This is a genomic window from Streptomyces sp. NPDC037301, assembly GCF_055602785.1.
In genome coordinates this window covers 185,382-211,909 of the sequence record NZ_JBVJWD010000014.1, presented here as the reverse complement: position 1 = coordinate 211,909, position 26,528 = coordinate 185,382, and the positions used below count along the sequence as shown (strand labels likewise).

At 71.1% G+C, this 26,528-nt stretch carries 15 protein-coding genes, 1 tRNA gene and 1 riboswitch; of the genes, 8 read left to right on the top strand and 8 right to left on the bottom strand.

The genetic code is table 11. The annotated features are described in order from the left end of the window. Nucleotides 1–681 precede the first annotated feature (681 nt). Entirely contained in the window at nucleotides 682–2,664 is a 1,983-nt protein-coding gene (locus tag ACZ7IB_RS23480) for a sigma-70 family RNA polymerase sigma factor (protein WP_470915326.1), read from the top strand. On the opposite strand, the gene ACZ7IB_RS23475 is transcribed toward ACZ7IB_RS23480, so the two are convergent. Both ACZ7IB_RS23475 and ACZ7IB_RS23470 read right to left on the bottom strand, forming a co-directional pair. After that, nucleotides 2,651–6,040, bottom strand: a complete 3,390-nt coding sequence (locus tag ACZ7IB_RS23475) for an ATP-binding protein (protein WP_470915324.1) — start codon at nucleotides 6,038–6,040, stop codon at nucleotides 2,651–2,653. The two genes, ACZ7IB_RS23480 and ACZ7IB_RS23475, sit on opposite strands and share 14 nt — an antisense overlap. 73 nt (nucleotides 6,041–6,113) lie before the next feature. Next, entirely contained in the window at nucleotides 6,114–8,225 is a 2,112-nt protein-coding gene (locus ACZ7IB_RS23470) for an asparagine synthase-related protein (RefSeq protein ID WP_470915322.1), read from the bottom strand. 1,220 nt (nucleotides 8,226–9,445) lie between these two features. Between ACZ7IB_RS23470 and ACZ7IB_RS23465 the strand changes: the two genes are divergently transcribed. The 4 genes from ACZ7IB_RS23465 to ACZ7IB_RS23450 all read left to right on the top strand — a co-directional run bounded on the left by ACZ7IB_RS23465 (nucleotide 9,446) and on the right by ACZ7IB_RS23450 (nucleotide 15,177). Further along, on the top strand, nucleotides 9,446–11,143 hold the full coding sequence (locus tag ACZ7IB_RS23465) for a sporulation protein (protein WP_470915320.1): 1,698 nt from the start codon (nucleotides 9,446–9,448) through the stop codon (nucleotides 11,141–11,143). Nucleotides 11,144–11,342: 199 nt separating this feature from the next. Beyond that, a complete protein-coding gene (gene lhgO / locus ACZ7IB_RS23460; RefSeq protein ID WP_470915318.1) occupies nucleotides 11,343–12,599 on the top strand; it encodes an L-2-hydroxyglutarate oxidase in 1,257 nt (418 codons plus the stop codon). 4 nt (nucleotides 12,600–12,603) lie between these two features. Next, nucleotides 12,604–13,512 carry a tRNA (guanosine(46)-N7)-methyltransferase TrmB gene (gene trmB / locus ACZ7IB_RS23455; protein WP_470915316.1) on the top strand — a complete coding sequence of 303 codons (909 nt, stop codon included), beginning with the start codon at nucleotides 12,604–12,606 and terminating at the stop codon, nucleotides 13,510–13,512. Between the two features lie 87 nt (nucleotides 13,513–13,599). Beyond that, nucleotides 13,600–15,177 carry a PrsW family intramembrane metalloprotease gene (locus ACZ7IB_RS23450; RefSeq protein WP_470915315.1) on the top strand — a complete coding sequence of 526 codons (1,578 nt, stop codon included), beginning with the start codon at nucleotides 13,600–13,602 and terminating at the stop codon, nucleotides 15,175–15,177. A gap of 113 nt (nucleotides 15,178–15,290) precedes the next feature. Here the strand turns inward: ACZ7IB_RS23450 and ACZ7IB_RS23445 are convergent, their stop codons facing one another. The 6 genes from ACZ7IB_RS23445 to ACZ7IB_RS23420 form a co-directional block, all read right to left on the bottom strand. Beyond that, entirely contained in the window at nucleotides 15,291–16,235 is a 945-nt protein-coding gene (locus tag ACZ7IB_RS23445) for an aldo/keto reductase (protein WP_470915313.1), read from the bottom strand. A 140-nt stretch (nucleotides 16,236–16,375) separates the two neighbouring features. After that, entirely contained in the window at nucleotides 16,376–17,545 is a 1,170-nt protein-coding gene (locus ACZ7IB_RS23440) for a M23 family metallopeptidase (protein WP_470915312.1), read from the bottom strand. A gap of 11 nt (nucleotides 17,546–17,556) precedes the next feature. Then, a riboswitch (cyclic di-AMP (ydaO/yuaA leader) is annotated at nucleotides 17,557–17,709 on the bottom strand. A 354-nt stretch (nucleotides 17,710–18,063) separates the two neighbouring features. Then, entirely contained in the window at nucleotides 18,064–19,221 is a 1,158-nt protein-coding gene (locus ACZ7IB_RS23435; protein ID WP_470915310.1) for a PP2C family protein-serine/threonine phosphatase, read from the bottom strand. 243 nt (nucleotides 19,222–19,464) lie between these two features. Next, nucleotides 19,465–19,538, bottom strand: a tRNA-Met gene (locus tag ACZ7IB_RS23430). A gap of 121 nt (nucleotides 19,539–19,659) precedes the next feature. Further along, nucleotides 19,660–20,859 (bottom strand): SPFH domain-containing protein, encoded by a 1,200-nt coding sequence (locus ACZ7IB_RS23425; protein WP_470915309.1) that lies wholly within the window; start codon nucleotides 20,857–20,859, stop codon nucleotides 19,660–19,662. A 96-nt stretch (nucleotides 20,860–20,955) separates the two neighbouring features. Beyond that, entirely contained in the window at nucleotides 20,956–21,177 is a 222-nt protein-coding gene (locus ACZ7IB_RS23420; RefSeq protein WP_470915307.1) for a hypothetical protein, read from the bottom strand. Between the two features lie 299 nt (nucleotides 21,178–21,476). Here ACZ7IB_RS23420 and ACZ7IB_RS23415 point away from each other — a divergent pair, with 299 nt between their 5' ends. The 3 genes from ACZ7IB_RS23415 (at nucleotide 21,477) to ACZ7IB_RS23405 (ending at nucleotide 24,711) form a co-directional block, all read left to right on the top strand. Next, nucleotides 21,477–21,887, top strand: a complete 411-nt coding sequence (locus tag ACZ7IB_RS23415; protein ID WP_470915306.1) for an SHOCT domain-containing protein — start codon at nucleotides 21,477–21,479, stop codon at nucleotides 21,885–21,887. A gap of 226 nt (nucleotides 21,888–22,113) precedes the next feature. Further along, nucleotides 22,114–23,526, top strand: coding sequence for an FAD-binding oxidoreductase (locus ACZ7IB_RS23410; RefSeq protein ID WP_470915304.1), 1,413 nt, complete (start codon nucleotides 22,114–22,116; stop codon nucleotides 23,524–23,526). Between the two features lie 306 nt (nucleotides 23,527–23,832). Next, nucleotides 23,833–24,711, top strand: a complete 879-nt coding sequence (locus ACZ7IB_RS23405; RefSeq protein WP_470915302.1) for a COG4705 family protein — start codon at nucleotides 23,833–23,835, stop codon at nucleotides 24,709–24,711. Nucleotides 24,712–26,528 lie beyond the last annotated feature (1,817 nt).

Below are 26,528 nucleotides of genomic sequence, written 5' to 3'. Positions count from 1 at the left end.
CCGGCGGCGTCGGCGCGGTGAGCGCGGCGCGTCGGCGCGGTGAGCGCGGCGCGGTGACTGTGGCGGCGCGTTGGCGCGGTGACGCCTGAGGGTGCTGGTGCGCGGGCTCTCCAGGGCGGGTGGCTGGGGTGAGCGGTCGGGCCGGACCGGGTGGCTGGGGCGCGCTGTCGGGCGCGATTGGCCTGGCGTGAATGCGCTGGGCATGAAGCGGTGGGCGTGAAGCGGTGGGCGTGAAGCGGTGGGCGCGGCCCGTTCAGGTGGGTCCCGCTCGGCAGCCCATCGTCGCTCGTTCAACGCTCCCCTTCCCCTTCCGGCCTCCGCGTCCGGCCTCTCGACCGGGCCTGGACCGGGGCGCTCTCTGCCCGCCGACCGGCTCTCTGTGGCGCCGTCTCGGCTCTCTTCCGGTTCTTTGGTCGGCTCTCGGGCATCGCTTGAATGGCTCTTGTTCGGCGCTTCTTCCGCGCTTGATCGGCTCCTGTCGGTGGGCTGCTGCCCTTGGTCTGGAACCCACCCCTGCAGAAAAAACTCATTGAGCCTTCCCCGAATGAGTGGCCGCTAGTGCTCACATTCGGGAAAACGCCCCGGATGAGTGGTTGCCGGGGCTGAAGGTTCGACGTGATTGCGCCATGTGGCACTCTTGCCCGGTGTTCGGGTCCGAAAGCGCATACGGGGGCTTCCGCGATGAGCGGTGACGGGCAGCAGGAAGAGTCGTTCGGCGACGTTTCCGCCGTGGGTGGTGTGGCGGAGACCGGTGGGCTGTCCTCCCGGCAGGTACCGAGTCAGGGCGGGCCCGGGCGGTCGGGTGGTGACGCCGAGGGCGGTACCGTCCCGCCCGGTCCGTGGCCGGGACCTGTCGAGGCCGGTGTCGCGGTGCCGATGCAGCGGGAGGGCGGCCGAACCACTGCCGCCGATGTCTCCGGCTCCGCGTTCTCCGACGCCCAGTTGATCAGGCAAATGCGGGACGGCGACGATCTCGCGTACGAGGAACTGTTCCGGCGGCACTCGGACGCGGTGCGCCGCTACGCGCGGACCTGCTGCCGGGACGCGCACACCGCCGACGACCTGACGGCCGAGGTCTTCGCCCGCACACTGCAGGCGGTACGCAGAGGCAAGGGGCCGGAAGAGGCAGTACGGGCCTACCTCATGACGGCTGTCCGGCATGTCGGAGCCGCGTGGACCAAGACCGCGAAGCGGGAGCAATTGGTCGACGACTTCGCGGTGTTCGCTGCCCAGGCATCTCATTTCTCCCCGGTGTCGGACGCGGACACGCTCGACCTCGGTGCCGATGTGCTGGCGATGCACGAGGCCGAGCAGTCGATGGCGATGCAGGCGTTCCGCAGTCTGCCGGAGCGCTGGCAGGCGGTGTTGTGGCACACCACCGTCGAGGAGGAGTCGCCCAGCGATATCGCCCCGCTGTTCGGGCTGACCGCCAATGCCACGGCGGTGCTGGCCAGCCGGGCCCGCGAAGGGCTCAAACAGGCCTACCTGCAGGCGCATGTGAGCCAGGCGCTCACCTCGGGCGGCGACTGTGCGCGTTACGCCGACCGCCTCGGCGCGTATGCCCGGGGTGGACTCCGGATGCGTGCCGAGCGCGGGTTGCGGGGGCATCTTGACGAGTGTGTGAAGTGCCGGCTCGCCGCGGGCGAACTGGCCCATGTCAACGCCGGGATTCCTGCGCTGCTGCCGGTCGCGGTCATCGGCTGGTTCGCCGCCGGGTATGCGCTCAAGGCTGCCGGAATCGTCGCCGGTGGCGCGGCGGGAGCCGCGGGCGCGGGTGCCGCCGCAGCGGCGGCCGGTGGAAGCTCGTCCGGGGGCTCGGCCGGTGGTGCCGCGCTCTCGGAAGGGCTCGGTGCCCCGGCGAAGGCCGGTATCGCGGCGGCCACTGCCGTGGCCCTGACGGCCGGACTGGCCTGGGCACTGGTCGGCAACGACCAGCCGAAGCCCGAGGCCGGACATGCGGCCAAGCCGGCTGCCGTGGCGCCCGCGGTGCCGACGCCCGCACCGCCGAGGCCGAAGCCGACGCCGCCGCCGAAGCCCGATGCGTCGGCGCCGCCCGCACCGCCTGCCCCGTCCCCGACTCCCCCACCGAAGCCGACGCCTGCTCCGACACCGACGCCGACTTCGACGCCCACCCCCGAGCCGACATCGCCCCCCAAGCCCTCGACGCCTGCCACGTCGCAACCTCCCGTCCCGACCCCGACCCCGACCCCGCCGGCGCCGCCCGCGCCGACCGTCTACCGAGTCAGCGAGCTGAGCTACGCGATGCTGGGTGACCACACCCGACCGGAGGTGGTGATCGGTGAGAGCAACTGGGTCTGGCAGCGTTCCGGCCTGTCGATCGGCGGCACGCGGTACGCGGACGGGGTGACCGTCCACAGCAAGTCCTCGGTCACCATCCAGCTGAACCGGCAGTGCACTCGGTACGAGGCCATGGCCGGGATCGACGACATGACGACGGGGGTCGGCTCGGTGCGCTTCTCCGTCTTCAACGGTGACGGGACGCGGCTGTGGCAGTCCCCGGTGATGCACCGTAACGACCCTGCCGTACCCGTCGGGGTCGGTATCACCGGTCAGGAAAGGATCCGGCTCGTCGTCGAGCGGGTACGGCCGGGCGGCGGCGCGGCCCTCGCCGACTGGGCGGATTCGACCATCAGTTGCCGGTGAGGGGGCCCGGGAGTTCTGCGGTGATGCGGGTCAGGAGCTCGATGACGTCGTCGACCGTCAGCATGCGGCCTGCGGCGCGCTCCGACTCGTACAGCTGAGGTCCCAGTTCCTCGCGTGCCCGTCGCCCGACCTCGTCCGCCTCGGCCTGTTGCGCCTTGGTTCTGAGGACGGACAGGCGCCAGCCGTCGGCCGCCGCCAGGATCCGTACGGCGGCTCGGTGGCGGCCCAACTTCGGCAGCACGGTCGCCACGCCGTCCGCCAGATGTCCGGTGACGAGTTCGGCACACTGGGCGTCCCGCGCCGCGCGGAGTGCGAGCGTCAGACCCCGTACCCCGGCCGCCGGGCCGCCCTCGGGCCCCGGCTCATGCACGGCGATCCGGGCAGCCAGCCCCTCGATCACGGCGGTGAAGTGCGACGGCGGGCTGCCGCGTCCGGCCGAGGCCTCCGCCTCGGTGACCAGCCGTCGCGCCTTCGCGATCTCGCCGCGGTCCAGGGCCAGGGTGGCGCGCAGGAAGTGGGCGTAGGTGCGGGCGTCATGCACCTGGTAGCGCTCGGCCTCGGTCTCCGACTCGGCCAGAGTCCGTTCGAAGCCCGCCATGTCCCCGGTCCGGTAGTCGAGTTCGGCGAGGCGAGCGAGGAGGAACGGTTCCTCGGCGTGCGCCCCGACCTCGCGGGCGAGCAGCAACGCCTCCTCGTACGCCGCGCGCGCCTCCTCGTACCGTCCGCGCATCATGCCGGCCTCCGCGGCGGCGCCCGCGACCTGCGCACGCAGCCAGCGGTCGCCGACGCGGCGGCCCAGCTCGCGCAGCTCGGCGAGATCGTCGTCGACACCGGGCATGCCGCCGGGCATGTCGACGACCATGTGGGTACGGAACAGCAGCGTGATGCCGTACTCCCAGCCGCCGCCGTGGATACGGGCGTTGGCGACCGCCACATCGATCATCTTGTGCGTTTCGGCGGTGGTGCGGCTCACGAACAAGGTGATCGGCCAGATCAGTCCCGGGAAACGGGCGGACTGCGGACCGGACGACATGAACGCGTCGGCCACCCGGCCCATCAGGGCCCGGCGCCGGTCATCACCGCGGATGTCGTCGGCCGGGCGGCTCTCCGCGGCGAGGAAGTACCGCAGTACCTCCAGATGCATGCGCGGCCAGAAGCGGGGGTCGCTGCCTTCGGCCGGTTCCGGTCCGAGCGCCACGGCCCGCTCGGCCCAGGTGAGGCCCTCGGCACGGAAGTTCCGCAGAAACCAGAACCACCCCATGCCGAGAACCAGGCGCACCGCGTCCGGTTCGGACGGGGTGGTGACGATGGAGCGGTGGAGGGCGGCCCGGATGTTGTCGAGGTCCGTCTCCAGGCGTGCGATCCAGGGGAGCTGGTCGCCGGAGCGAAGTCGGGGCTCGGCCTCCTCGACCAGTGCGACGAAGTACGCGGTGTGCGCGCTCGCGGCGGCGGCGCGGACGTCCGGGGCCTCGGCGGCGCGTTCGGTGGCGTACTCGTGGATGGTCTCCAGGAGGCGGTAGCGCATCTCACCGGAGGTGGTCGGGGTGGCGACGACGAGGGACTTGTCGACGAGAGCGCCGATCAGGTCGGCGGTGGTGTGCCGGGCGGGGGCTTTTGTGGCCGGGGCTGCTCGATCCGTGGTGACGGCTTCTGCGGCGGGCAGGTCCCAGCCACCCGCGAAGACGGAAACCTGCCGCAGAACCGCGCGTTCGTCCTCGTCGAGCAGGTCCCAGGACCAGTCGACGACGGCGCGCAGCGTCTGCTGACGCGGCAGTGCGGTGCGGGCTCCGCCGGTCAGCAGACGAAACCGGTCGTCGAGCCGGTCCGCGATCTGGCGCGGGCTGAGCAGCCGCAGCCGGGCAGCGGCGAGTTCGATGGCGAGCGGCTGCCCGTCGAGCCGCCGGCAGATCTCGGCGACGGCGTCCGGATCGTGTGCGGCCTCCTGCTCGGGGTCGAAGTCGGGGCGTACGGCGCGGGCGCGCTCGGCGAACAGCCTGTGGGCGGGGTCGGCCGGGAGCGAGCCGACCGGGCGTACGGACTCGCCGGGGACACCGAGGGGTTCGCGGCTGGTGGCGAGGATGCGCAGCTGCGGGCAGTGGGTGAGCAGGGTCTCGGCGAGGGCGGCGGCCGCGTCGATGACGTGTTCGCAGTTGTCCAGAATGAGCAGGAAGGGGCGGATGCGGGAGCAGTGCGCCAGGTGCTCGACGAGAAGGTCGGTCGGGTCGGTGCGCAGCGGCTGCCCGTCGCGGTTGTTGTCCCGGAGGAGGGTCGTCTCACGCAGGCCGAGAGCGGACAGTACGGCTCCGGGAACGTCTACGGAGTTGTCCACGGGGGCGAGTTCCGCGATCCAGGCGTCCGTGGGGACCGGGACCGCCCGGCCTCCCTGGATGGCGGCCTCCTCGGCGAGACGGGTCTTGCCGGAGCCGCCGGGGCCGGTGAGGGTGACCAGACGGGACCGGGTCAGATCGGCGCGGATGGAGCGCAGTTCGGGCTCACGGCCGACGAATGAGGTGAGCCGGGGGCGGAGGTTGCCTCGGCGGGGCGCGTGGTTCGGTGTGTCGGAGGAGCCTGATGCGGCAGGTGCGGCAAGTGCGGCCGCTTCGGATGACGCGCCCGACGGAGGAGTGAGCAACTCCCGGTGGAGTGCAAGCAGTTCCGGTCCGGGATCGGTGCCGAGGCGGTCGGCGAGGGCGCGGCGAGCATCCTCGTAAGCGGCCAGCGCGTCGGCCTGGCGGCCATCGGCGCGCAGGGCGCGGATCAGCTGGGCCCGGAAGCGTTCGTCGTACGGGTGGGCGGCGGTCAGCTCCCTGAGCTCCGGTACGAGGGCGCGCGGGCCGGCAGCAGGCCCCACGCCGACAGCAGCACCCGCACCGGTCGCCGCACACCGCAGGTCGGCCTCGATGCGGCGCTCCAGCGCGGCCAGACGGTGGGCCTCCGGGCGCAGGCCGTGGTCCCGGTCCGGCAGGTCGGGCAGGGCCGGGCCGCGCCACAGGGCGAGCGCGGTACGGAGCGTGCGGGCCGCCGTCACGGGGTCGCCCGCGTCGAGCTCGGCGGCCCCCTGCCGGGACAGCCGCTCGAACACATGCAGGTCGACCTCGTCGGGCGCGGCCTCCAGGCGATAGCCGCCGTGGGTGCTCGTGACCGCATCCCTGCCCAGCACACGGCGCAGCCGGCCCACGAGGGCCTGGAGCGCGGCGGGAGCGTCGTACGGGGGATCGCCGGCCCATACGTCGTCGACGAGATCGGCGACGGGGACGGGCCGACCCGTACGCAGGGCGAGGGCGGCGAGGAGGGCGCGCAGCCGCGTACCGCCCATGGGCAGCGCACTGCCGTTCTCGTCTCGCGCCTCGGTGACGCCCAGGATCAGGTACCGCACCCGGCCATTCTGTCCTGCGGGGCGGCCGGAAGCAGCGGCCCACCGACAACGGCTGCTACAGCTACTGCGACTGCTACGGCTGCAGCGTCCGCCTCGTCGGGACGACTCCGCCCGCGACCGCACGCTGCCGGGGTGCCGCCGTGCCCGTCCAGCAGGTGCCGCGCCGCGAGACGAGGCGGCGGAGCCAGAGTTCCGTGGCCGCCAGGTGCGCCAGGCCGTCCAGCGGGAGCGGTTCGCCCTCCGAAGCCGCGCGCAGGGCCTTTCGTACGACACGGGCCTCGACCAGGCCCGCGTCGGCGAGCAGCGGTGCGTCGAAGAGGGCGATCAGGCCGGGGAGAGCGGCGCGCAGTCCGGTGCGGGTGGTCGCGTTCGAGGTGGCGAGGGAAGGGGCGCCCCAGCCGGGCGGCAGTTCGTGGATGCCCGCGCCCGCGAGCACCCGGCGCAGAACCGCGGCGCGGGCGCCCGGCTGGACGCGGAGCGATTCGGGGAGCGCGCGGGCGGCGCGTACGACCTGATTGTCGAGGAACGGGGCATGCAGCCGCTGGCTGCGGTTCTCCGCGGCCTGTTCCAGGATCCGGTGGTCGGCGGCGTACCGGGCAAGGGTGGCCCGGGCGCGGGCCTCACCCGGGCGCTGGACGGAGGCGGGGCGGATCGCCGCCTCCCGCAGACGAACCGATACTTCGGCCAGCGCCTCCCCCGTGAGCCAGCGCGCGGCGGGCCCCGGCCGCGACCAGGCGAGGGCTGCGAGCGAGGCGTCGGCGGGGGTGTCGAGGTCGGAGGTATGGCGGTTGGCGTCCGGCAGCCGGTCGGCCGCCGTTTCCAGGCCGGTGCGATACGACGTACGGGACAGGCGGCGGGCCGCGCGGTAGACGGTCAGCGGGACGAAGAGGGAGTGCGCGGTCGGGCCCTCGGCCTTGGCGAGTGCGGCGACCGGGCGCAGCAGATGGCGCCGGCGCCGGTCCATCAGCAGGTCGGCGAGGCGGGCCGGGTGGGCGTCGAGCACCTGCCGGGCGCCGCCGCCGACGAAGTGGTCGGCGCTGCCGGAGGCAAGGCGGCGGCGGTGGCGCTCGGCGACGACGAGGGACGGGGCGGGTTCATCGGTGAGCGGGCCGCCGCCCAGGTCGGCGTAGGGCAGGGCCTCTTCCCCGGCGGCGACGACGACATGGTGCAGGCGCGGGTTGGCGGCGATGACCCGGGCACGTTCGAGTTCGTCCTCGTGTCCGTGTGCGGTGAGGTCGTTGAAGGTGACGGCGAGCAGCCGCTCCCCCGCCCCCGTGCCGTGGCCGAGGAGGGTGCCGGGCAGGCCCGGCAGTCCGGCGGCGAGCAGGGCGAGGGTGGCGGAGGCGCTGCCTCCGGAGAGGTCGGCGCCGATGCCGGGTACGGGTGCGCCGCGGGCGGCGCGTCGTTCGGCGGGCCCCATGCCGGGGACCGGCCCGGGGTCGGGCGGCAGGGTTTCGGGGGCATGGCGCGGGGCGGTGAGCCTGGCGCGTACGGCTTCGACCAGTGCGTCGCGCACTCCGTCGACGGCGCTGACCGGGTCGAGTTGGGGCGCGGCGACGGCGAGGGACGCCACCGCCTCGTACCCGGTGATCTCGCGCGAGCCCTCGCGGAGGATGAGCGCGTGCCCCGGCGGGATGCGCTTCACTCCCGCGTACGGGGTGCCGTCGCGCAGCGCCTCCGGTGTTTCGGGGCAGGCGAGCAGGGCAGCCAGGTGACCGATGTCCAGCTGGGCTTCGATGAGGTCGGCGAGCGGGAGTGCGGCGGTGGCGTACGCCGTACCGCCGGCCCAGGGTGTGTGGAAGACCGGGCGGGCTCCGGCGAGGTCCCCGATGACGGTGATCCGGCGGCCGACCTGGACGACGGTCGTGTAGCTGCCGGGCCAGGAGGTGAGATGGCGCAGGGCTCCGCCGCGGGCGGCGAGGAGGCCGGCGCGCAGCTGCTCGTCGGTGGCACTGCAGCAGCCGAGGACGGCGAGCCGGGCGGTGGGCGCGCCTTCGGCGGTTTCGGCCGCGCTGATACGGATCTCGTCGGGGCGCCAGTCGCCGACGGCCCAGAGAGGATCGGGGTCTCCCCAAAGGAGTTGGGATCCGACGGGGTGCATCGTGCGCCCCTCGTCGGCGGCGCCGACGGCACCGGCCGTGCCGAAGCTCGCGGCGATACTGCTCCACCCCACCAACCAACGCATCGCCGCCTCCACAGGCTGTGGACAAAACGGCGCAGCAGGAAAGTGCCGGGAGAACTGCGGTAACACGCGGCGCCGTTGCGAACATGCTGCCACGACAAAGGCGCGCAGGAGGGGCTACGGACGGCGCACGTCGGAAGCGCATGCGCCCCTGGCAAAGGCCGGACCGGGACGGACGGCGGACGGGTGCGGACGGACGCGCGCCGGGCCGGCAACCGGCGGCGGGTTTCCCGAGGGCTGACCGACACACGGCCCGTACGAGGCGGCTCATGCGCCAACGGGCTTACGGCTTGGGCGTGTTGCGTTCCCCGTACGCGCGAGATCTACCGGCCGAAATCCAGCCACACCCCGAACCACCCGCAGGCCGGTGGTGGACGACCTCCGAACGGTCGACGCAATGTCCGCGAATCGGTCGGCCCAACCTAGGGCGACCGACGACATTCAGCCATTCTCAGAGCACGCTACAACCCGACGACAGGGAACTCGACGCATCAGAAGTCCCTTTTCGCCCCACTTCATTCCCCGATTCTTCCCGAATCCCTCCTGGAATCCTCTGTCGGCCGCAGGAGATCGCCACCGGGGCGGCGGGCAGCCCCCGGCGCAGGCCCCACGCCCGGCACCGTACCGCTGTCAACGCACAGTCCGGGAGGTGCTGTTCACCTCCCGGACCGGTCCGCCGCCTGCGGGGAATGAGGCGGCAGTGTCCCCCAGCCCACTGGGTCCAATGCAGTGGACCGACCCACGCAGCAACCATGGAAGCGCTTCCGAAACGGCCGTACGAGAGCGCACGGCCGGGCGCACGGCCACACACCAGGAGCACGTACAGGGCTCGGCGGGCGGTGTCGCCGCCACGTGCGAACGGTGCCTCCGGGAGCGCACGAACGGGGCGTCGAGCGGGGTCCCGGGCCGCGTCCCAGCCGGGTTCCGGGCCGCTGAGCGCGGCGACCGGAGCGGCACCGCGGCGGCGGCCGGAGCGGCACCAAGAAGCCGCTCGCGTCCGCACGGACAACAATCCCGCCATACGGACGTCTGCCCCTTAACGGTAGGGATGCGGCGAACTACGCTGGGTTTACTGAGGTTCTCGGCAGGAGGCATATTCCTCGGGGCTCGGCCAAATGCGTGTGCGGCCGGAGTGCCGGGGTTCGTCCCTGGGGAGGACACGGTACGAATGCCGCGCGCCGCAACGGTGACGCGGCTGCCGTCTGTGTGTCGAGGGGTGGCGCATGTCCAGGGAGCAACGCGGACCGAACGAGAAGCTCGGAACCGTTCTCGCCCTCGCGGGAATCAGCAACGCCGGGCTCGCCCGGCGGGTCAACGACCTCGGGGCGCAGCGCGGTCTGACACTCAGGTACGACAAGACGTCGGTGGCCCGGTGGGTCTCCAAGGGCATGGTGCCGCAGGGCGCCGCGCCCCATCTCATCGCGGCGGCGATCGGCGCCAAACTCGGCCGGCCGGTCCCGCTGCACGAGATCGGGCTCGCGGACGCCGATCCGGCGCCGGAGGTCGGACTGGCCTTTCCGCGCGGTGTGTCCGAGGCCGTCCGTTCGGCGACCGAGCTGTACCGGCTGGATCTGGCCGGGCGACGGGCGGGCAGCGGCGGGATCTGGCAGTCGCTGGCGGGTTCGTTCTCGGTGAGTGCGTACGCGACGCCCGCGTCCCGCTGGCTGATATCCCCCGCCGACCCGTCGGTGGCGCGCGACTCGACAGCCGCCGAGGCAGCCGTCCTCGGCACCCAGGGCGCAAGGGGCGCACGCCCCGGTGCAGGGGCGCAGAGGGCGCCGGGTACGGCGGGCGCGGCAGCGGGGCAGGGCGCGGAGGCGGAGTCCGGCGCGCCGGGCGTGGCAGGAACGGCGGGCACATCCGACGCGGCGGGGGCCCTGGCCGCTCAGGCGGCGCCGGTAACCCTGGGGACACAGCGGACACCGTCCATCCCCGCCCAGCCGGGCCCGGAGACCGCGCCCACGCCCACCAGCGCGAACACGATCACGAGCGACATCTCCCCGCTGCGGGTCGGCCACAGCGATGTCTCCAAGCTGCGCGAGGCGGCCCAGGACGCCCGCCGCTGGGATTCCAAGTACGGCGGCGGGGACTGGCGTTCCTCCATGGTCCCCGAGTGCTTACGCGTGGATGCCGCGCCACTGCTGCTCGGTTCGTACAGCGACGAGGTGGGCCGGGCGCTCTTCGGCGCAGCAGCCGAACTGACCAGACTCGCCGGGTGGATGGCCTTCGACACCGGCCAGCAGGAGGCCGCGCAGCGCTACTACATCCAGGCACTGCGGCTCGCGCGGGCCGCGGCCGACGTACCTCTCGGCGGCTATGTGCTCGCCTCGATGTCACTGCAGGCGACCTACCGCGGCTTCGCCGACGAGGGGGTCGACCTCGCGCAGGCCGCCGTCGAACGCAACCGGGGGCTCGCCACGGCCCGCACCATGAGCTTCTTCCGCCTGGTGGAGGCGCGCGCCCATGCGAAGGCGAGTGACGCACCGGCCGCAGGGGCAGCGCTGAAGGCCGCCGAGGGCTGGCTGGAGCGTTCCAGGGACGGCGATGCGGACCCCTCCTGGCTGGGCTTCTACTCGTACGACAGGTTCGCGGCCGATGCTGCGGAGTGCCACCTCGACCTGAAGGCGCCCCGGCAGGTGCGGCGCTTCACCGAGCAGGCCCTGTCCAGGCCCACCGAGGAATTCGTCCGCTCGCACGGGCTGCGGCTCGTGGTGTCGGCGGTGGCCGAGCTGGAGTCGGGGAATCTGGACGCGGCCTGCGCGGCGGGCACCCGGGCGGTGGAGGTGGCGGGCCGCATCTCCTCGGCGCGGACCACGGAGTACGTACGGGATCTGCTGCACCGGCTCGAACCGTACGGGCACGAGCCGCGCGTCGCCGAGCTGCGCGAAAGGGCCCGGCCGCTGCTGGTGGCGCCCGCGTAGCCGGACCGCGCAGGACGGACCCACACATATCTCCTCACCGTGTCGCCATGGCGTCCTTGCGGCATACAAACAGTGTCCGGACGGCGTCCTGGCGGCATCCGGCCACCGCCAGGCGTAAGGATTCGGCGCCACGCTGGGCTTCGCTGGTTTGAGTGCGTTGTCAGTGGGTCAGTGCACTATCGGGGTGGGAGGTGGCGTGATGATGACGCACGCGGCGTACGACTGCGACGTGCTGGTGATCGGCGGCGGGATCGTCGGCCTGTCGACGGCGTATGCGATCACGCGCACCGCTCCGGGCACCCGGGTGGCGGTGCTGGAGAAGGAGTGGGGCCCCGCCCGTCACCAGACCGGACGCAACAGCGGAGTGATCCACAGCGGCATCTACTACCGCCCCGGCTCGCTCAAGGCCCGTTACGCGGTGCGCGGCTCCGCCGAAATGGTCGATTTCTGCGCCGAGCACGGCATCGCGCACGCGGTGACCGGCAAGCTGATCGTCGCGACCGAGCGGTCCGAGCTGCCCCGGCTGCACGCACTGGTCCAGCGCGGCCGGCAGCACGGGCTGCCGGTGCGCGAGCTGGGGCCCGCCCAGATCGCGGAGTACGAGCCGCAGGTGCACGGGCTCGCCGCGATCCGCGTCGGGACGACCGGGGTGTGCGACTTCGGGGCGGTCGCAGCGCGGTTCGCCGCCGAGGTGAGCGGGGCGGGCGGGGTGATCCGTTACGGGGCGGAAGTCACCGCGATCGACCGGCGCCCCTGGGGCGTGGCGGTGCGTACGGCGGACGGTCCGGTGGTACGGGCCCGGGTGCTGGTCAACTGCGCGGGGCTGCACTGCGACCGGGTGGCGCGGCTCGCGGGCGACGACCCGGGGGTGCGGATCGTGCCCTTCCGGGGGGAGTACTACGAGCTGGCGCGGCCGGAGCTGGTGCGCGGCCTGGTCTATCCGGTGCCCGATCCGGCGTTCCCGTTCCTCGGCGTGCATCTGACCCGTGGCCACGACGGCAGCGTCCACGTCGGACCGAACGCGGTGCCGGCGCTGGCCCGCGAGGGGTACGGCTGGCCCGTCGTACGCCCCCGTGAGCTGGCGGACACCCTGGCCTGGCCCGGCACCTGGCAGATCGCGCGCAGACACTGGCGGTACGGGGCGGGCGAGGTGCACCGTTCGCTGTCGAAGCGGGCGTTCACGACAGCCGTGCAGCGGCTGCTGCCCGAGGTCACGGAGTCCGATCTGCGTCCGGCCCCGGCCGGGGTCAGGGCCCAGGCCGTGCTGCGGGACGGCACACTGGTGGACGACTTCCTGATCCGCGAGGCCCCGCACACCGTGCACGTGCTGAACGCTCCGTCGCCCGCCGCGACGGCCTCCCTGCCCATCGGGCGGGAGGTGGCACGCAGGGCGCTGCTCCGGGCACGGGGGACGGGGTGGAAGCCGCCCGCCGTAGAATCGGGGCATTGTGTCTGAGTCCTTGAACCCCTCCGCAGATCCCTCCGCGAATCCTTCCGCTCCGACGCCCGGTGAGGCCGCGGCCGGGACGTGCAGCTCCGCAGCCGGGACGGGCACCGTCTCCTCGGCCCACGCCCCCGCCTCCGCCGCTGCCGGGATTCCGGACGATCTGCGCGCCGCCTCCTTCGAGCGGCAGCGCAGGCTGCGCCAGGAGCCGCGCTTCCCCGGCGGACCCGCGATCGATCCGGCCGGATCGCACCACGAACGCCGGATCCGCAGTTTCCAGCCGCGCCGCAGCCGCGTCACGCCCGGCCAGGAGGACGCCCTGCTGCGGCTCTGGCCGAAGTGGGGCCTGGACATCGACGGGCAGCGCGTCCTCGACCTACCCGAGCTGTTCGACGGGCTCCCGGCCGTGCTGGAGATCGGTTTCGGAATGGGTGAGGCCACAGCGCAGATGGCGGCCGACGACCCGGGTACGGGCATTCTCGCCGTCGATGTGCACACCCCGGGCCAGGGCAATCTGCTGGGGCTGGCGGACCGGAACGGCCTGTCCAACATCCGGGTCGCCAACGGCGACGCGATCATCCTGTTGCGCGAGATGCTGAAGCCGGACTCGTTGGACGGGCTACGGGTGTACTTCCCCGACCCGTGGCCCAAGAAGCGCCATCACAAGCGGCGGCTGATCCAGCCGGAGTTCCTCGATCTGGTGGCGCAGCGGCTGAAGCCGGGGGCCGTGATCCACTGTGCGACCGACTGGGAGCCGTACGCCGAGCAGATGCTGGAGGTGCTGACCGCGCACCCCCTCTTCGAGAACACCCTGGCGGACGGCGGCTATGCGCCGCGGCCGGCGTTCCGGCCGCTGACCCGGTTCGAGGGGCAGGGCCTCGACAAGGGCCATGTCGTGCACGACCTGCTCTTCGCCCGCCGCTGAGACCTGCGCGCGGAGCCGGTGACGGGACCTGACGGACCCGTCGCCCCATGGCCAGGTGTCAGTGCTGCTCGTTAGGGTCATCGGGTGGTGTCCGACGGGTCTGTCCAGCAGCGGCAGTCGCAGCCGGCCGTCCCGCTTCTCGAGGAGCAGCGGGTCGGCGAGATTTTGGCTGCCGTGCCGGAGCGCAGGCACTGGCGTTACCGGCCGCGCCGCGTCGGCATGGTGTGGCGCAGCAGGACATTCCGCATCGCGGCCGTGTTCACGGTGCTCGCGCTGTGCGGTCTGGCGATCCTGGCCCTGGTCCGCGATCAGACGGGCACCGAGGGGTTTCTCGTAGGTCTGGGTCTCGCCGTGCTGCCCGTCCCACTCCTGATGGCGGCGTTCCGCTGGTTGGACCGGGTCGAACCGGCGCCGTGGCGGAATCTGCTGTTTTCCTTCGCCTGGGGTGCGTTCGCGGCCGCCCTGGTCGCGATCATCGCGAATTCGTTCGCGACCCGCTGGATAGCCACGGCCACCGCCGACCCGTCGGACGCCGACACCCTCGGCGCCACGGTCATAGCGCCGGTCATCGAGGAGAGCGCCAAGGCCGCGGCCGTCCTGCTGATCTTCCTGTTCCGAAGGCGGGAGTTCAACGGAATCGTCGACGGTGTCGTCATCGCCGGCTTCACCGCGAGCGGCTTCGCCTTCACCGAGAACATCCTCTACCTGGGCACCGCCTTCGGTGAGGACCAGCAGATAGGCACCTCGGGCGTCGTCTCGATGACCGCCGCGACGTTCTTCGTACGTGCGGTGATGTCGCCGTTCGCGCACCCGCTCTTCACGGTGCTGACCGGAATAGGTTTCGGGCTCGCCGCGGTCAGTGCGCGGCACCGCCGGATCCGCCGCATCGCGCTGCCGCTGCTGGGTCTCGTCCTCGCCATGGGCATGCACGCCCTGTGGAACGGGTCGGCGTCATTGGGCCCGTACGGCTTCTATGCCGTGTACGGGGTGTTCATGGTCCCGGTCTTCGGCCTGGTGACCTGGCTGGCGATCTGGTCGCGCCAGCGGGAGCTGCGTACGCTCTCGGCCGAGCTGCCCGCCTATGCGGCGGCCGGCTGGCTGACCCCCGCCGAACCGCTCGCCCTCTCCTCGATGCGGGCCCGCGGCATGGCACGCGACGTGGCACGCCACCGGCACACCCTCGCAGCCCGGGAGAACTGGGCAAGCCCATACGGACCGGGGTCCGCCCCACCGTACGGACCGGCATACACGCCCCCGTACGGGCCGGGACACGGACCGGGATTCGCGTCGCCGGGGCAGCACGCGTCGCCCAGGCGCGGACCATCGGCCCAGGTCAAAGCACACGCCGAAGCACAGGCCAAGGCTCATGGCAGGGCTGCCGCCCGCGCCGTGGCCGAGTACGAATCGTTCGCGACATCACTGGCATCGCTACGTCGGCAGGCCCGCCGCGGCGCGGTGGGCCCGGACTTCGCCGAGCGCGAGCTGGAGCTGTTGCACCACCTCTGGCAGCGCAGGGACGTGGCCGCTCCCGCCCTGACATACGCGGCGCAGGCGACGGGCCGCCTGCGCCCCCACCACCTGCCGGCAGCTCCGTACGCCTACCCGCCCCCGCCGCCGCAGCGCACGCAGCACGGCGGCTACGGCTACAACCGCACCAGCCTCTGAACCCGAACCGGCCACCGCCACCGCAGTAGGGCCGTCCGTGGGCGACGCCCCGCTCCGCATCGCACGGATGCCCCAGGAGCGCCCCGCTCCGCATCCGTGAACAGCCGCCCCCGTCAGGCGGATGCCTCGGTGAGGTCCGCCAGTTCCTGCTCGGTCAGCGAGAGGTCGGCGACGGCCACCAGCGCGGGCAGCTGCTCGACCGTACGGGCCGAGGCGATCGGCGCGGCGACGGTCGGCCGGGACGCGAGCCACGCAAGCGCGACGGTCGCGATCTCCGCGTCGCGCTCCTGGGCGACCTTGTCGAGTGCCGCCAGGACCTTCTGCCCCCGCTCCGACTCCAGGTACTGACCGGCCTTCTCGGCCCGCGCACTCTCCACCGAAGCACCCGGACGGTACTTGCCGGTGAGGAAACCGGAGGCCAGGGCGAAGTACGGGACGGCGGCGAGCCCGGCCCGGGCGGCCGTGTCCTGGAGCTCACCCTCGTACGTGTCGCGGGAGACCAGGTTGTAGTGCGGCTGCAGGGCGACATAACGGGCCAGCCCCTCGCGCTCCGAGAAGTCCAGGGACGCCTGGAGCCGCTCGGGGCTGATGTTGGAGGCGCCGATCTCCCGGACCTTGCCCTCCTTCACCAGCCGATCGAGGGCGGTGATGATCTCCTCGACCGGGACGGTCTCGTCGTCGAAGTGCGTGTAGTACAGATCGATGTGGTCGGTACCGAGCCGGCGCAGCGACTCCTCGGCCGCGGCCTTGATGTTCGCGGCGGAGAGCCCCTTGTACGAGGGGTGGGCGCCGACCTTGGTGGCGACGACGATGTCGGAACGGTTGGAGCGTGCCGCGAGCCACTTGCCGATGACGGTCTCCGACTCGCCGCCCTCGTTGCCCGGGATCCAGGCGGTGTAGGCGTCGGCGGTGTCGACGAAGTTGCCGCCCGCCGCGGCGTAGGCGTCCAGCACGGCGAACGACTGCGCCTCGTCGGCGGTCCAGCCGAAGACGTTGCCACCCAGGGCGAGCGGGAAGACCTGGAGGTCGGAAGGGCCCAGCTTACGAAGAGAAGTCATATCTCGATCAACGGACTCCGGCGGGTCCGCTATTCCGGCAGACCGGCAGCCCTGACGTCGGGGGGTGAGCGTCAGGACTGCCGGGGTTCAACGGCCTGCGAACCGGCTCGGATCACGAAGGCCGGGAGGCGGCCGGCGGATCAGGGGTTGAGGCCCTTGTCGCGCAGCCAGGCCATCGGGTCGATGCCCGTACCGTCGGGGGTGTGGACCTCCAGGTGGAGGTGCGCGCCCGTGACATTGCCGGTCGCGCCGACCCGGCCGATGGTCTCACCGGTGGTGACCTTCTGGCCGACGCTGACGCCGATCGAGGACTGGTGGCAGAACCACAGCTCCGTACCGTCGTCGAGCTCCAGCACCGTGCGGTAGCCGTACGAACCGGAATAGCCTGCCGACTTGATGGTGCCGCCGTGTACGGCCTTGATCGGGGTGCCGGCCTGCGCCGCGAAGTCGAGGCCGGTGTGGTGGCCGGAGGACCACATCGGGCCGGCCTGGCCGAAGGTCGAGGTGATCGTGTACGAGGAGGTCGGGATGGCGTAGCTGGCGGCGAGCTTGGCGAGCCGCAGGGCCTCGGCCTTCGCCTTGGCTTCCTCCTCCGCCTTCTTCTTCTCGGCGGCGGCCTTGGCCTCGGCCGCGTCCTGCTGCTTCTTGGCCTCGGCGGCGGCCTTCTCCGCGGCCGCCTTCTCCTGCGCCGCCTTGGCCTCGGCGTCGGCGGCGTCCCGCTGCTGCTCGGCCTGCTGGAGGATGCGGGCGCGGAGTGCCTCGCCCGCGTCCATCGTGCCCTGCTCGGCCTCGGCGGCGGTGAGGCCGGCGGTGGTGAGCGGGGCGGCAGCGGCGGCGGCCTCGGCCTTGTCGGCCTCGGACTCACCGGAGAACAGGGAGCCCACGCCGGGAAGGGACTTGGCGTCGGGGAGGTTGTCCGAGATGGAGTCGGGAAGGGAGATGGAGACCGGCGGCTTGCTCTGCGCGGTGGCCATGCCGCTCGCGCCGACTGCCGCGATGACACCGACCCCGAGCACCGTGGAGCTACGGGCAAGTCCGTTGCGCTGCTTGGCGATGCGGTGCTTGCCGCGTACGGGGCGGACGGACTCCTCGGTGGGGTTCCACTCGTCCCAGCTTCTGTCGGGCTCAGCGTTGCCGTCGGCGCGGAAATCGCTGCCGAACTCACCGGCGAAGTCGCCGCCGAACGCCGTTCCCGTCCCGGCGGTTCCGTAGTCGGAGCCGAAATCGGTTCCGAAGTCGGCGCCGAAGTCGGAACTGAACTCGGGGTTGAACCGAGAGGGGGCCTCGGGGGCAGGCTTGTTGGACGCCACGGGGGCGCACTCCTTTCCTTCCTTCTCGCCTACCGGGTTAGCTGACGGGTTCGGAGCAGGAAGGTCTCCTACGGGCCCCTCTGCCTCTCACGAGACACAGGTGTCCGATTCACCCCATGTAGGTGGTTCCCCGGTTCCCTTGCGGAATTCGGCGCTCGCGCACGGTGCCGCCACTGACGACGGCTGGGACGACCGCGCTGCGTTATCGAACGTTAATAGACACACGGGTCCGATTCCAAGCTGTTCCCACTGATCGTTCAGGTCTTTGGCCTGGACTTTACGGGACACAACCGGGTGGAATCGGACGAGTTGATCGCCCCTCAGTCATTACCCGGTTTCTGACGTTGCGTCAAATGTTATGCGGAGCGACGCCTATCGGTTACGTACGGTGGCATCCCGTACCCAAGGCCGCGCACCCAAACCGCGCGAAACACCCGGCCCGCACGAGGCACCCGGCCGGCACGAAGCATCCGGCCCGCACGAAGCATCCGATCCACGCGGAGCCCCCGCCCCACCCGTCACATCGTTTCCAGGCCCACGATCTTCACGGTCCTGCGCCGGTCCGGCTGCCCTTCCGCGGGACGTACGGCCGCGAGCAGCGCCATGTCGTCGGTCGTCTCGCCGCCTGTGTGCAGCCGCACGTCATCGGTCAGCGCGGACAGCAGCTCCTCGGGCCCCGGAAAGATCCGCCCGCGCAGCCGGGCCGCCGGGTCGTAGAAGACCCCATCGGCGTTCCGCGCCTCGGAGAGACCGTCGGTGTAGAGGAGCAGGGTCGTCCCCGCCGGCAGATCCCACTCGTCCGCCCGGTCGGGCCACACCCCCAGGTCCATCCCGAGCGGTAGCGCGGGCACCGTGGACCCCAGCACCTCCACCGCCCCGTCCGGGTGCAGCAGGATCGGCTCGGGATGACCGCGGTTGACGATCCGTACCCGGGACACCCCGGACGGGATCTCGGCCAGTACGGCGGTGATGAACCCCTCGACCGCGTCCAGCCCGCCCCGCGCTCCCTCCCGCGCCAGCGCCCGCTCCAGCCGCTGCGCCACGCCCTCCAGCGAACGCTCCTGCTCGGCCGCCTCCCGGAACGCCCCGATGACCACCGCCACCGACTCCACGGCGTCGAGCCCCTTCCCCCGTACGTCCCCGACCACCAGTCGCACCCCCTGGGGGGTGTCCGCCACGGCGAACAGGTCGCCGCCGACGAACTCGTCCGCCTGCGCCGCTTCGTACCGCGCCGCCACATGCAGCCCGCCGATCCGGTCGGACGGCTTCGGCAGCACCGCCCGCATGGCGGTCTCCGCGATGACCCGCGCGGAGGCCAGTTGCTCATTGCCGCGCCGTACGACCGCGTTGATCACAACCGCGAGGACCGAGACGGTGGCCAGGGTGAGCAGCTCGATCAACGGCACGACCAACGGCAACGGGTTGCTGTACAGCCGCAGCACGGTGACGGCCACCATCGCGGCAATGCCGGTACAGATGGTGCTGGACAGCGAGAAGAACGGCGCGGCGATCAGCGGCGCCGCCACGAACAGCGGAATGGCGGTGAAGACCGGCGGGGTGAGGAGATCGAACGCCAGCCCGCCGAGGATCATCAGGGCGGGCAGCATGCGGACGAACCGCCGGGAACGGGTGCCACCCTCGACATGTCTGCCGCGCCGCTTCAGCCGCTTCCACACCTGTGGTCTCCTGCCCGGTACGCGCGCGGCTGCGGACGGTACCGCGCCCCACCCCCAGGCTCGCCGGAACGGAGCCGTGCGGCGACTCCTCGTCGACCAATGGGGGTACATACGTGGTACAGCTCACACCGCCCGGACCTGCTCCTGCACGGGCCCGCAGGCCGGCCGTCCCACGCCCCGGAACGCGACGCGGAAATGAATCAGGCCCGGCACGCTGCATGCGTGCCGGGCCTGATTCTTCAGTAGCGGGGACAGGATTTGAACCTGCGACCTCTGGGTTATGAGCCCAGCGAGCTACCGAGCTGCTCCACCCCGCGTCGGTAAACACAACTCTACGGCATGTCCGGCGCGCGAATGACCACTCGGCGAATCATGGCCACTCGGCGCTCGGTCCGAGCGCCCGGCGTGGCGACGCCGAACAGCGTGGCCCCCGCCCCCTCAGTTCGTCTCGGTGATGCGAGGAGTGGCCTTCCCGTCGACCGCCGGGGGCTTCATCGGGTTCGCGCCGCGCTGCAGCGAGTGGAGGATCGCCAGCCCCTGGCTGACCACGCCCGCCGCCATCTCATTGACACCATTGGTGCCGTTGAGAACGGTGAGGTCGGCCCCCGACATGCCGCGGGCGGCCGCGTCGGCCAGGGCGGGCAGGTTCTCCACGATGCGGTTGGCCGCGATGAGCTCCTGGTTGCCGTCGCGCAGCGAGGTGGCACGCACGCTGTTGGCGTCGGCCTGCGCCTGGGCGAGGGTCCGTTCGGTGTACGCGCTGCCGTCGGCCTCGAACTTCGCCCGGTCACGGGCCGCTTCCGCGAGAGTGCGCTGACGGTACGCCTCGGCATCCGCCGGACGCCGGACCTCCGCTTCGAGCCGTTGCGCGGCGAGAGCGGCCTGCCGCTCGGCCAGCGCGGTCTGCTCCTCGATGACCTCCTGCGAGGCCCTGGCCTGGGCGAGCGGTCCGGCCTGCGCGGCACGGGCGTTGTACTGCTCGGTCTCGGCGAGGAAGCCGGCCCGCTTGATCGCGGTGTCACGTTCGTACTCCGCCTTGAGCGCGGCGGCCTGCTGCTCGCGCTGACTGGCTTCCTGGTCGGCCTTGGCCTCGGCGATCCGGGCCTGGCTGGCGACCGCGGCGGCGTGCGGGGCGGCGAGGTTGTTGATGTAGCCGGTGGCGTCGTCGATCTCCTGGATCTGGAGGGCGTCCACCACGATGCCGAGTTTCTCCATCTCGCCGTGGCTGCCCGCGATGACCTCCTGGGAGACCCGGTTCCGTTCCCGGATGATCTGCTCAACGGTCAGCCCGCCGATGATGGAACGCAGGTGACCGGCGAAGATCCGGCCGGCGAGTTCCTCCATCTGCTCCTGCTCGGACAGGAAGCGGCGCGCCGCGTTGGCGATGGACACGGCGTCGTCGCCGACCTTGAAGACGGCGACGGCCCGGACGTTGAGGCGGATGCCCTGCTGCGTCACGCAGTCCTCGGTGATCTCCGCCTCGCGCAGCGCCAGGGAGAGCATGCGCGCCTTCTGCTTCACGGGGAGCACGAAACTGCCGTGTCCGGTGACGATCCGGAACTGGGTGTCCAGCGTCTGCCCCTTGGAACCGGATATGAGCATCGCCTCGTTGGGGGCGGGAACGTGCCAGAAGAACATCGGAAGACTCCTGCCGTACGTGACTGCTCGATGTACCTACGTCACTGCTCGACGCGGATACCTCACTGCTCGGCGTGGTGACGTCATTGCTTCGGCTCAGGACGGCAGTCGTTCCACGATCACGCCCCGCGCCGAGACCGTGTCGACGACAACGACGCGTGCGTCCCTGTCGATCGACGTCGCCGACCATGCGGTGTAGGCCTCCGACCCACCCCGTACGGCCACCAGCACTTCGCCCGGACCATCGGCGGGAATCGGCACGGTGACGCGGCCTATCGCCCCGACCGGGCTCCGGGCGGACTCATCTGCCGTGTGCATGCGCCCTCGCGAGCATCCCTGCGTGCGCCTGCTCACACCGCCGCTCACGCCGCTCTCCGCGTCGCATCTCACGCCGCTGTCCACGCCGTTTCTCACGCCGCTTCATGAACACGAGGCGACCCCGCCTCCTGGAGGCCCGAGCCTCCCTCGACACTTCCACGGTACTCCGCACCCGCCCCGGAGGATCGCCCGGAGGACGGCCCCGAACGACAACGAGCGGGGGTAGTTATCTGGTGATATGACTGATTTACCATTCAGTCAGTCGACGCGATGAACTCGCGGTGATCGGGGAGCCGACAGTGGACGATTACCCCCTGCTCAACCTCTTCTGGACCATGCTCTGGTTCTTCCTCTGGATCATGTGGCTGTTCCTGCTCTTCAAGGTCATCTCGGACATCTTCCGCAGCGACGACCTCGGCGGCTGGGGCAAGGCCGGCTGGCTGGTCGTGGCCCTGCTGCTGCCGTACCTCGGCGTTCTCGTGTACGTGATCGTGCGCGGCAAATCCATGGGGACGCGGGACATCAAGGAGGTGCAGCAACGTGAAGCGGCCTTCAAGGCGTACGTACGGGAAGCCGCAGGCACCTCCGACGCGGGCGGTCCGAAGAAGGGCGGCCACGTCGACGACCTGGCGAAACTCGCCGAGCTGAAGGACCGGGGAGCCATCACGGACGAGGAGTACCAGCGGGCGAAGACGAAGCTCCTCGTCTGAGCGCACCCCCGCAGCCGTGACGCGCATGTCTCCCTCCACCCGGTCCGGCGAACTGGCACGGCTCCCGGACCGCGGGGAGGCTTGAGACATCAGTCCACGGTGGCCGCCTTCCGCCCGCGGTTCCGGGGGTGCCGGAGCGCCGTACACATGCACCCTCCGACGGCCCGACAGGGCGGGCCGGGCGGAGTGCGGTCCCCGTCTCGGCGAGCAGGGAGATGGCCGGACCATGAACGGCACCACGCTCGAAACCCTGGACGCGATGCGGAGCGCACTGCGCGGTCCCGTCATCGGTCCGCAGGACCCGGAGTACCGAACCGCCCGCACGATCTACAACGCCATGATCGACAAACGTCCGGCGGCCGTGGTGCGGTGCAGCGACACGGCGGACGTCATGGCCGCGGTCGATTTCGTCCGGGACGAGGGCCTCGTGCTCGCGGTCCGCGGCGGCGGACACAGCGCCGCCGGACTGTGTCTGGTGGACGACGGCGTCACCATCGACCTGTCACCCATGCGCTGGGCACACATCGACCCCACCGCGCGAACGGCCACGGTCGGCGGCGGCACCACGCTCGGCGACCTCGACCACGCAGCGCACGCCTTCCAACTGGCCACCCCCGCCGGAATCCAGTCGACCACCGGCGTCGGTGGCCTCACCCTCGGCGGCGGCCACGGCCACCTCACCCGCAGATACGGCCTGACGGCCGACAACCTGCTGGCCGCGGACGTGGTCCTCGCGAACGGCACTGCGGTGACGGCGAGCGACACCACCCACCCCGACCTGTTCTGGGCGCTGCGCGGCGGGGGCGGCAACTTCGGCATCGTCACCTCCTTCACCTTCCGGATGCACCCGGTGGACACCGTGGGCGTCGCCATCACCCTCTGGCCGGTCGACCGGACCCCCGAAATACTGCGCTGGTACCGCGACTTCCTGCCACAGGCCCCCGAGGACCTGAACGGCTTCTTCGCCGCGCTCACCGTGCCGCCCGGTCCCCCTTTCCCGGAGGAGGTCCAGGGTCAGAAGATGTGCGGTGTCGTGTGGTGCTGGACAGGCGACCCCGACCTCCTCGAAGCCACCCTGAAGCCCGTGAACGACCCCGGCGCGCCCGCCTTCCACTTCACGGCGCCGATGCCCTACACCGCCCTGCAGTCCATGTTCGACGAGCTGCTCCCCGCCGGCCTGCAGTGGTACTGGCGCGGCAACTTCTTCGACCGCATCACCGACGACGCCATCGCCGTACACGCCAAGTACACCGAGAACCTCCCCACCGACCTGTCGACCACGCACCTGTACCCGGTCGACGGCGCCGCCCACCGGCCGGGGCCCGACGACACCGCCTGGGCCTACCGGGACGCGGTCTGGTCCGGCGTGATCGCGGGCATCGATCCGGACCCGGACAACGCCGAGAAGCTCAGGCAGTGGTGCGTCGACTACTGGGAGGAGCTGCACCCGTACTCCATGGGCGGTACGTACGTGAACTTCATCGGCGCGGGCGAAACCCCGGACCGGGTACGCGCCACCTACCGCGACCACTACGACCGCCTCGCGGCCATCAAGCGCACCTACGACCCGCACAACCTCTTCCACGCCAACCAGAACATCGAGCCGGCGGCCCGACCCGGCCGCATCGCAGGAACCTGAGCCGCCGTCAGCCGGACCGGCCGTCAGCACACCGCCGCAGACCCCTTCCAGCCCCATACGCGCGAAGGCCCGCGCCCGGTATCCGGTAACGGCCGCATACAGCTCACCGTCCACGGGAGTGTCGCGCCGTCTACATCGCTGTAGACAGTCTACGTTGCACGGGCATAGAGATGCGGCGAGAGGCCGGCGCGCAGGCGTGGCCCGGAGCGCGAGCCGGGCGCCTGATGCCGTTCACCGCTGTCACACAACAACGGGTCGCCCACTGCCCGCCCAGTGAAGCGCCGAACGGTCGACCAGGAGTGTGCTTTGGGGCAGTCGGAATTCCTCACCGCGGCGGATGTCGCCAGTGAGCGCCGGTACGTGATGAAGAAGCTCCCGGAGGTCACTCTGGCCTTCTGGATCATGAAGATCGCCGCCACCACCCTCGGTGAGACGGCCGGAGATCTGTTCTCCCAGACGCTGCAACTGGGCTATTTCCTCACCACGATCGCACTGTTCCTGGTGTTCGTGCTGACGCTGGTGGTGCAGCTGCGGTCCAAGCGCTACAACCCGTTCTTCTACTGGACGGTCATCCTGTCCACAAGCATGGCCGGCACCACCATGTCGGACTTCATGAACCGTGACGCCAGCGCCGAGTACCTCACGGCGGGCACGACCTCGCTGGGCCGGGGCCCGCAGGGCCTGGGCCTGGGATACCCCGCAGGTGCCGCGATCCTGATCTCCCTGCTGATGGCCATCTTCATCGCCTGGAAGCTCACCGGACAGACCTTCGCCATCCGCGACATCGTCACCTTCCGCGGTGAGGCCCTCTTCTGGTCCGCGATCCTGGTGTCGAACACACTGGGCACGTCCATGGGCGACTTCCTCTCCGACAGCTCCGGCCTCGGCTACGCCGGCGGCGCCCTGCTCGTCACAGCACTCCTGGCCGTACTCGCCGCCCTGATGCGGGTGCCGGCCGTCCCCAATGTCGCGCTGTTCTGGATCGCCTTCGTTCTCACCCGCCCCCTGGGCGCCACCGCCGGTGACTTCCTCACCAAGCCTGCCGCCAAGGGCGGTCTCGATCTCGGCACACCGGGTTCCTCGGCCGTACTCCTGGTCATCCTCCTCGGCCTCATGGCCCACGCCCACGCGCAGGAGCGCAAGAACACCGCCCGACGGGGCGAACGCGACACCCGGCCGTCGTGACCACACGTTCCTTTGTTGTGCGCGACCGCAACGGCTCGTCCGACACTCCGGGACGTCACTTCGTAAAGCACAGGCACCTGGAGCGTCGAAGCCCCGGGAGGAGACCTGGTGTTCGGTCTGCCCAGGGGACCGGTACGGGGACTGGCGCAAGAGCCCCTACAACGAAGCGCCCCGCCCGGCAGAAACCGGTCGGGGCGCTGAGCCGCAGGTCAGAGGGGTTTCCCCCTCGCCCGCCACGCGTAGGCCGTGTGGGACTCGAACCCACAACCAACGGATTAAAAGTCCCGGCAGGGTCCTGCCGGGACTTCCGCCAGCTTCCACGCTGGTCCAGAAATGCCTAGTCAGAGGCATGTCGCATGCTGGCCGGTCCAAGGTTGTGTGCGCCATGTCAGCACGTCCGCTCACGCATCGCTCACGCATCGCTCACGCATCCAGGCCCCGTTGAAGACGACCGAGCCAACACACCTTCCAAATGTTCATCAGGGATCCGAGGTGGGTCGGTGGGCGTGCCGGCCTGGAGCGGAGAGGTCGGCAGGTGGGTTCCTCAACGATCCCGGACACTGGTGGATGGGACCAGAACTGAGACCGCGGCGCGGCCGGAGCCTTGCCGGTCAAGAGCAGACAGCAGTCAGCCGTGGCGGGTTCGAGTTTGAACCAGCGGCCCCTTTGTCCCAAATGAGGTTCGGCGAAGATCGTGACCTGCGAGGAAATCCCGGGCGCTCCGGCGCGCGCTGGCAATGCATGCCGTGGAGAGGGCAGTTGCCACGTTGACGCTCATTGTGTTCATCAGGCCACCCTGATCTCTGGATCGTCACGCAGGTCCTATCTGGCGGCGCTTGTGCCCGGCCTGCGGTGTGTCAACCGCACGAGCCCGCGCGTGTCCTGAGCGATCATCCGCATGGCCAGACGTGGCGACTGCGGTGTTCGCGGCGTCGAGGCTGCACGTAACGGCGCTGGTCGGAGCGGGCGAGCCTGGCTGGAGCGGGGCTGCCGCACACCCGTTCCGTGACCGAGGCCGACTATCTCTCCGCCCGGGTAACGGAAATCTATGTCGGCCAGAGTAGACATTGGGTGGTGGTGTGGTTATGGTTTCTCTCGTAGCCCAGAGAGACAGCAGGGCCCGGCAGAGACGAACTGCCGGGCAGCAGTAACCGCAGTTGCAGTTCGCAGGACGGTGCGGTGGTGGAGTTCCGAAGCCAGGGTTGTTGCAGGACGGCGACGGGACTGGCGACCGGACCGGGTGGCCCGCAGTGATCAGGGGCCGCCGTGAGCAGTACCCGCAAGTGCAGTACGCAGCAGTGAAGTCAGTGAGCAGCACCTCGGTGAAGGCGTCGGCTGCGGACGCGCGCACCGGGAGGTTCGGCAGTGGGGTTCTAAGCCGGAGCAGATGCAGGACGGGCGACGGGGCTGGCTGTCGAAAAGTGGCGCTGGCACAGGCCACAGAGCAGTACGCAGGAGAGCAGTACCAGCAGTAGGTAAGTGATGATCCCAGAGGGAAGAACGGAGGAGCCAGGCGCCATCAGGATCGCCCGGGTGGAAGTTTTGAGCCCGGGTACCGCAGGACATCGATAGCGAGGTGGTCTCCGGTCAAGCAACCGCGATCCCCGCACCCCCGACAACTTCCAGGTCGGGTCAGCGGAAATAGAAGGCCGGCGCAGTATCAGGGTCGGCAGATGGTGTAGCAGTTCCTTCGGGGCTCGGGGGGGGGGGGGGGGGGGGAGGCACCCCCCCCCCCCCCCCCAACAAAAAAAAGAAAAAAAAAAAACCCACACCCCCCCCCCCCCCGACAAGCGCGGGGGGCGGGGTTCTTGTGCGTC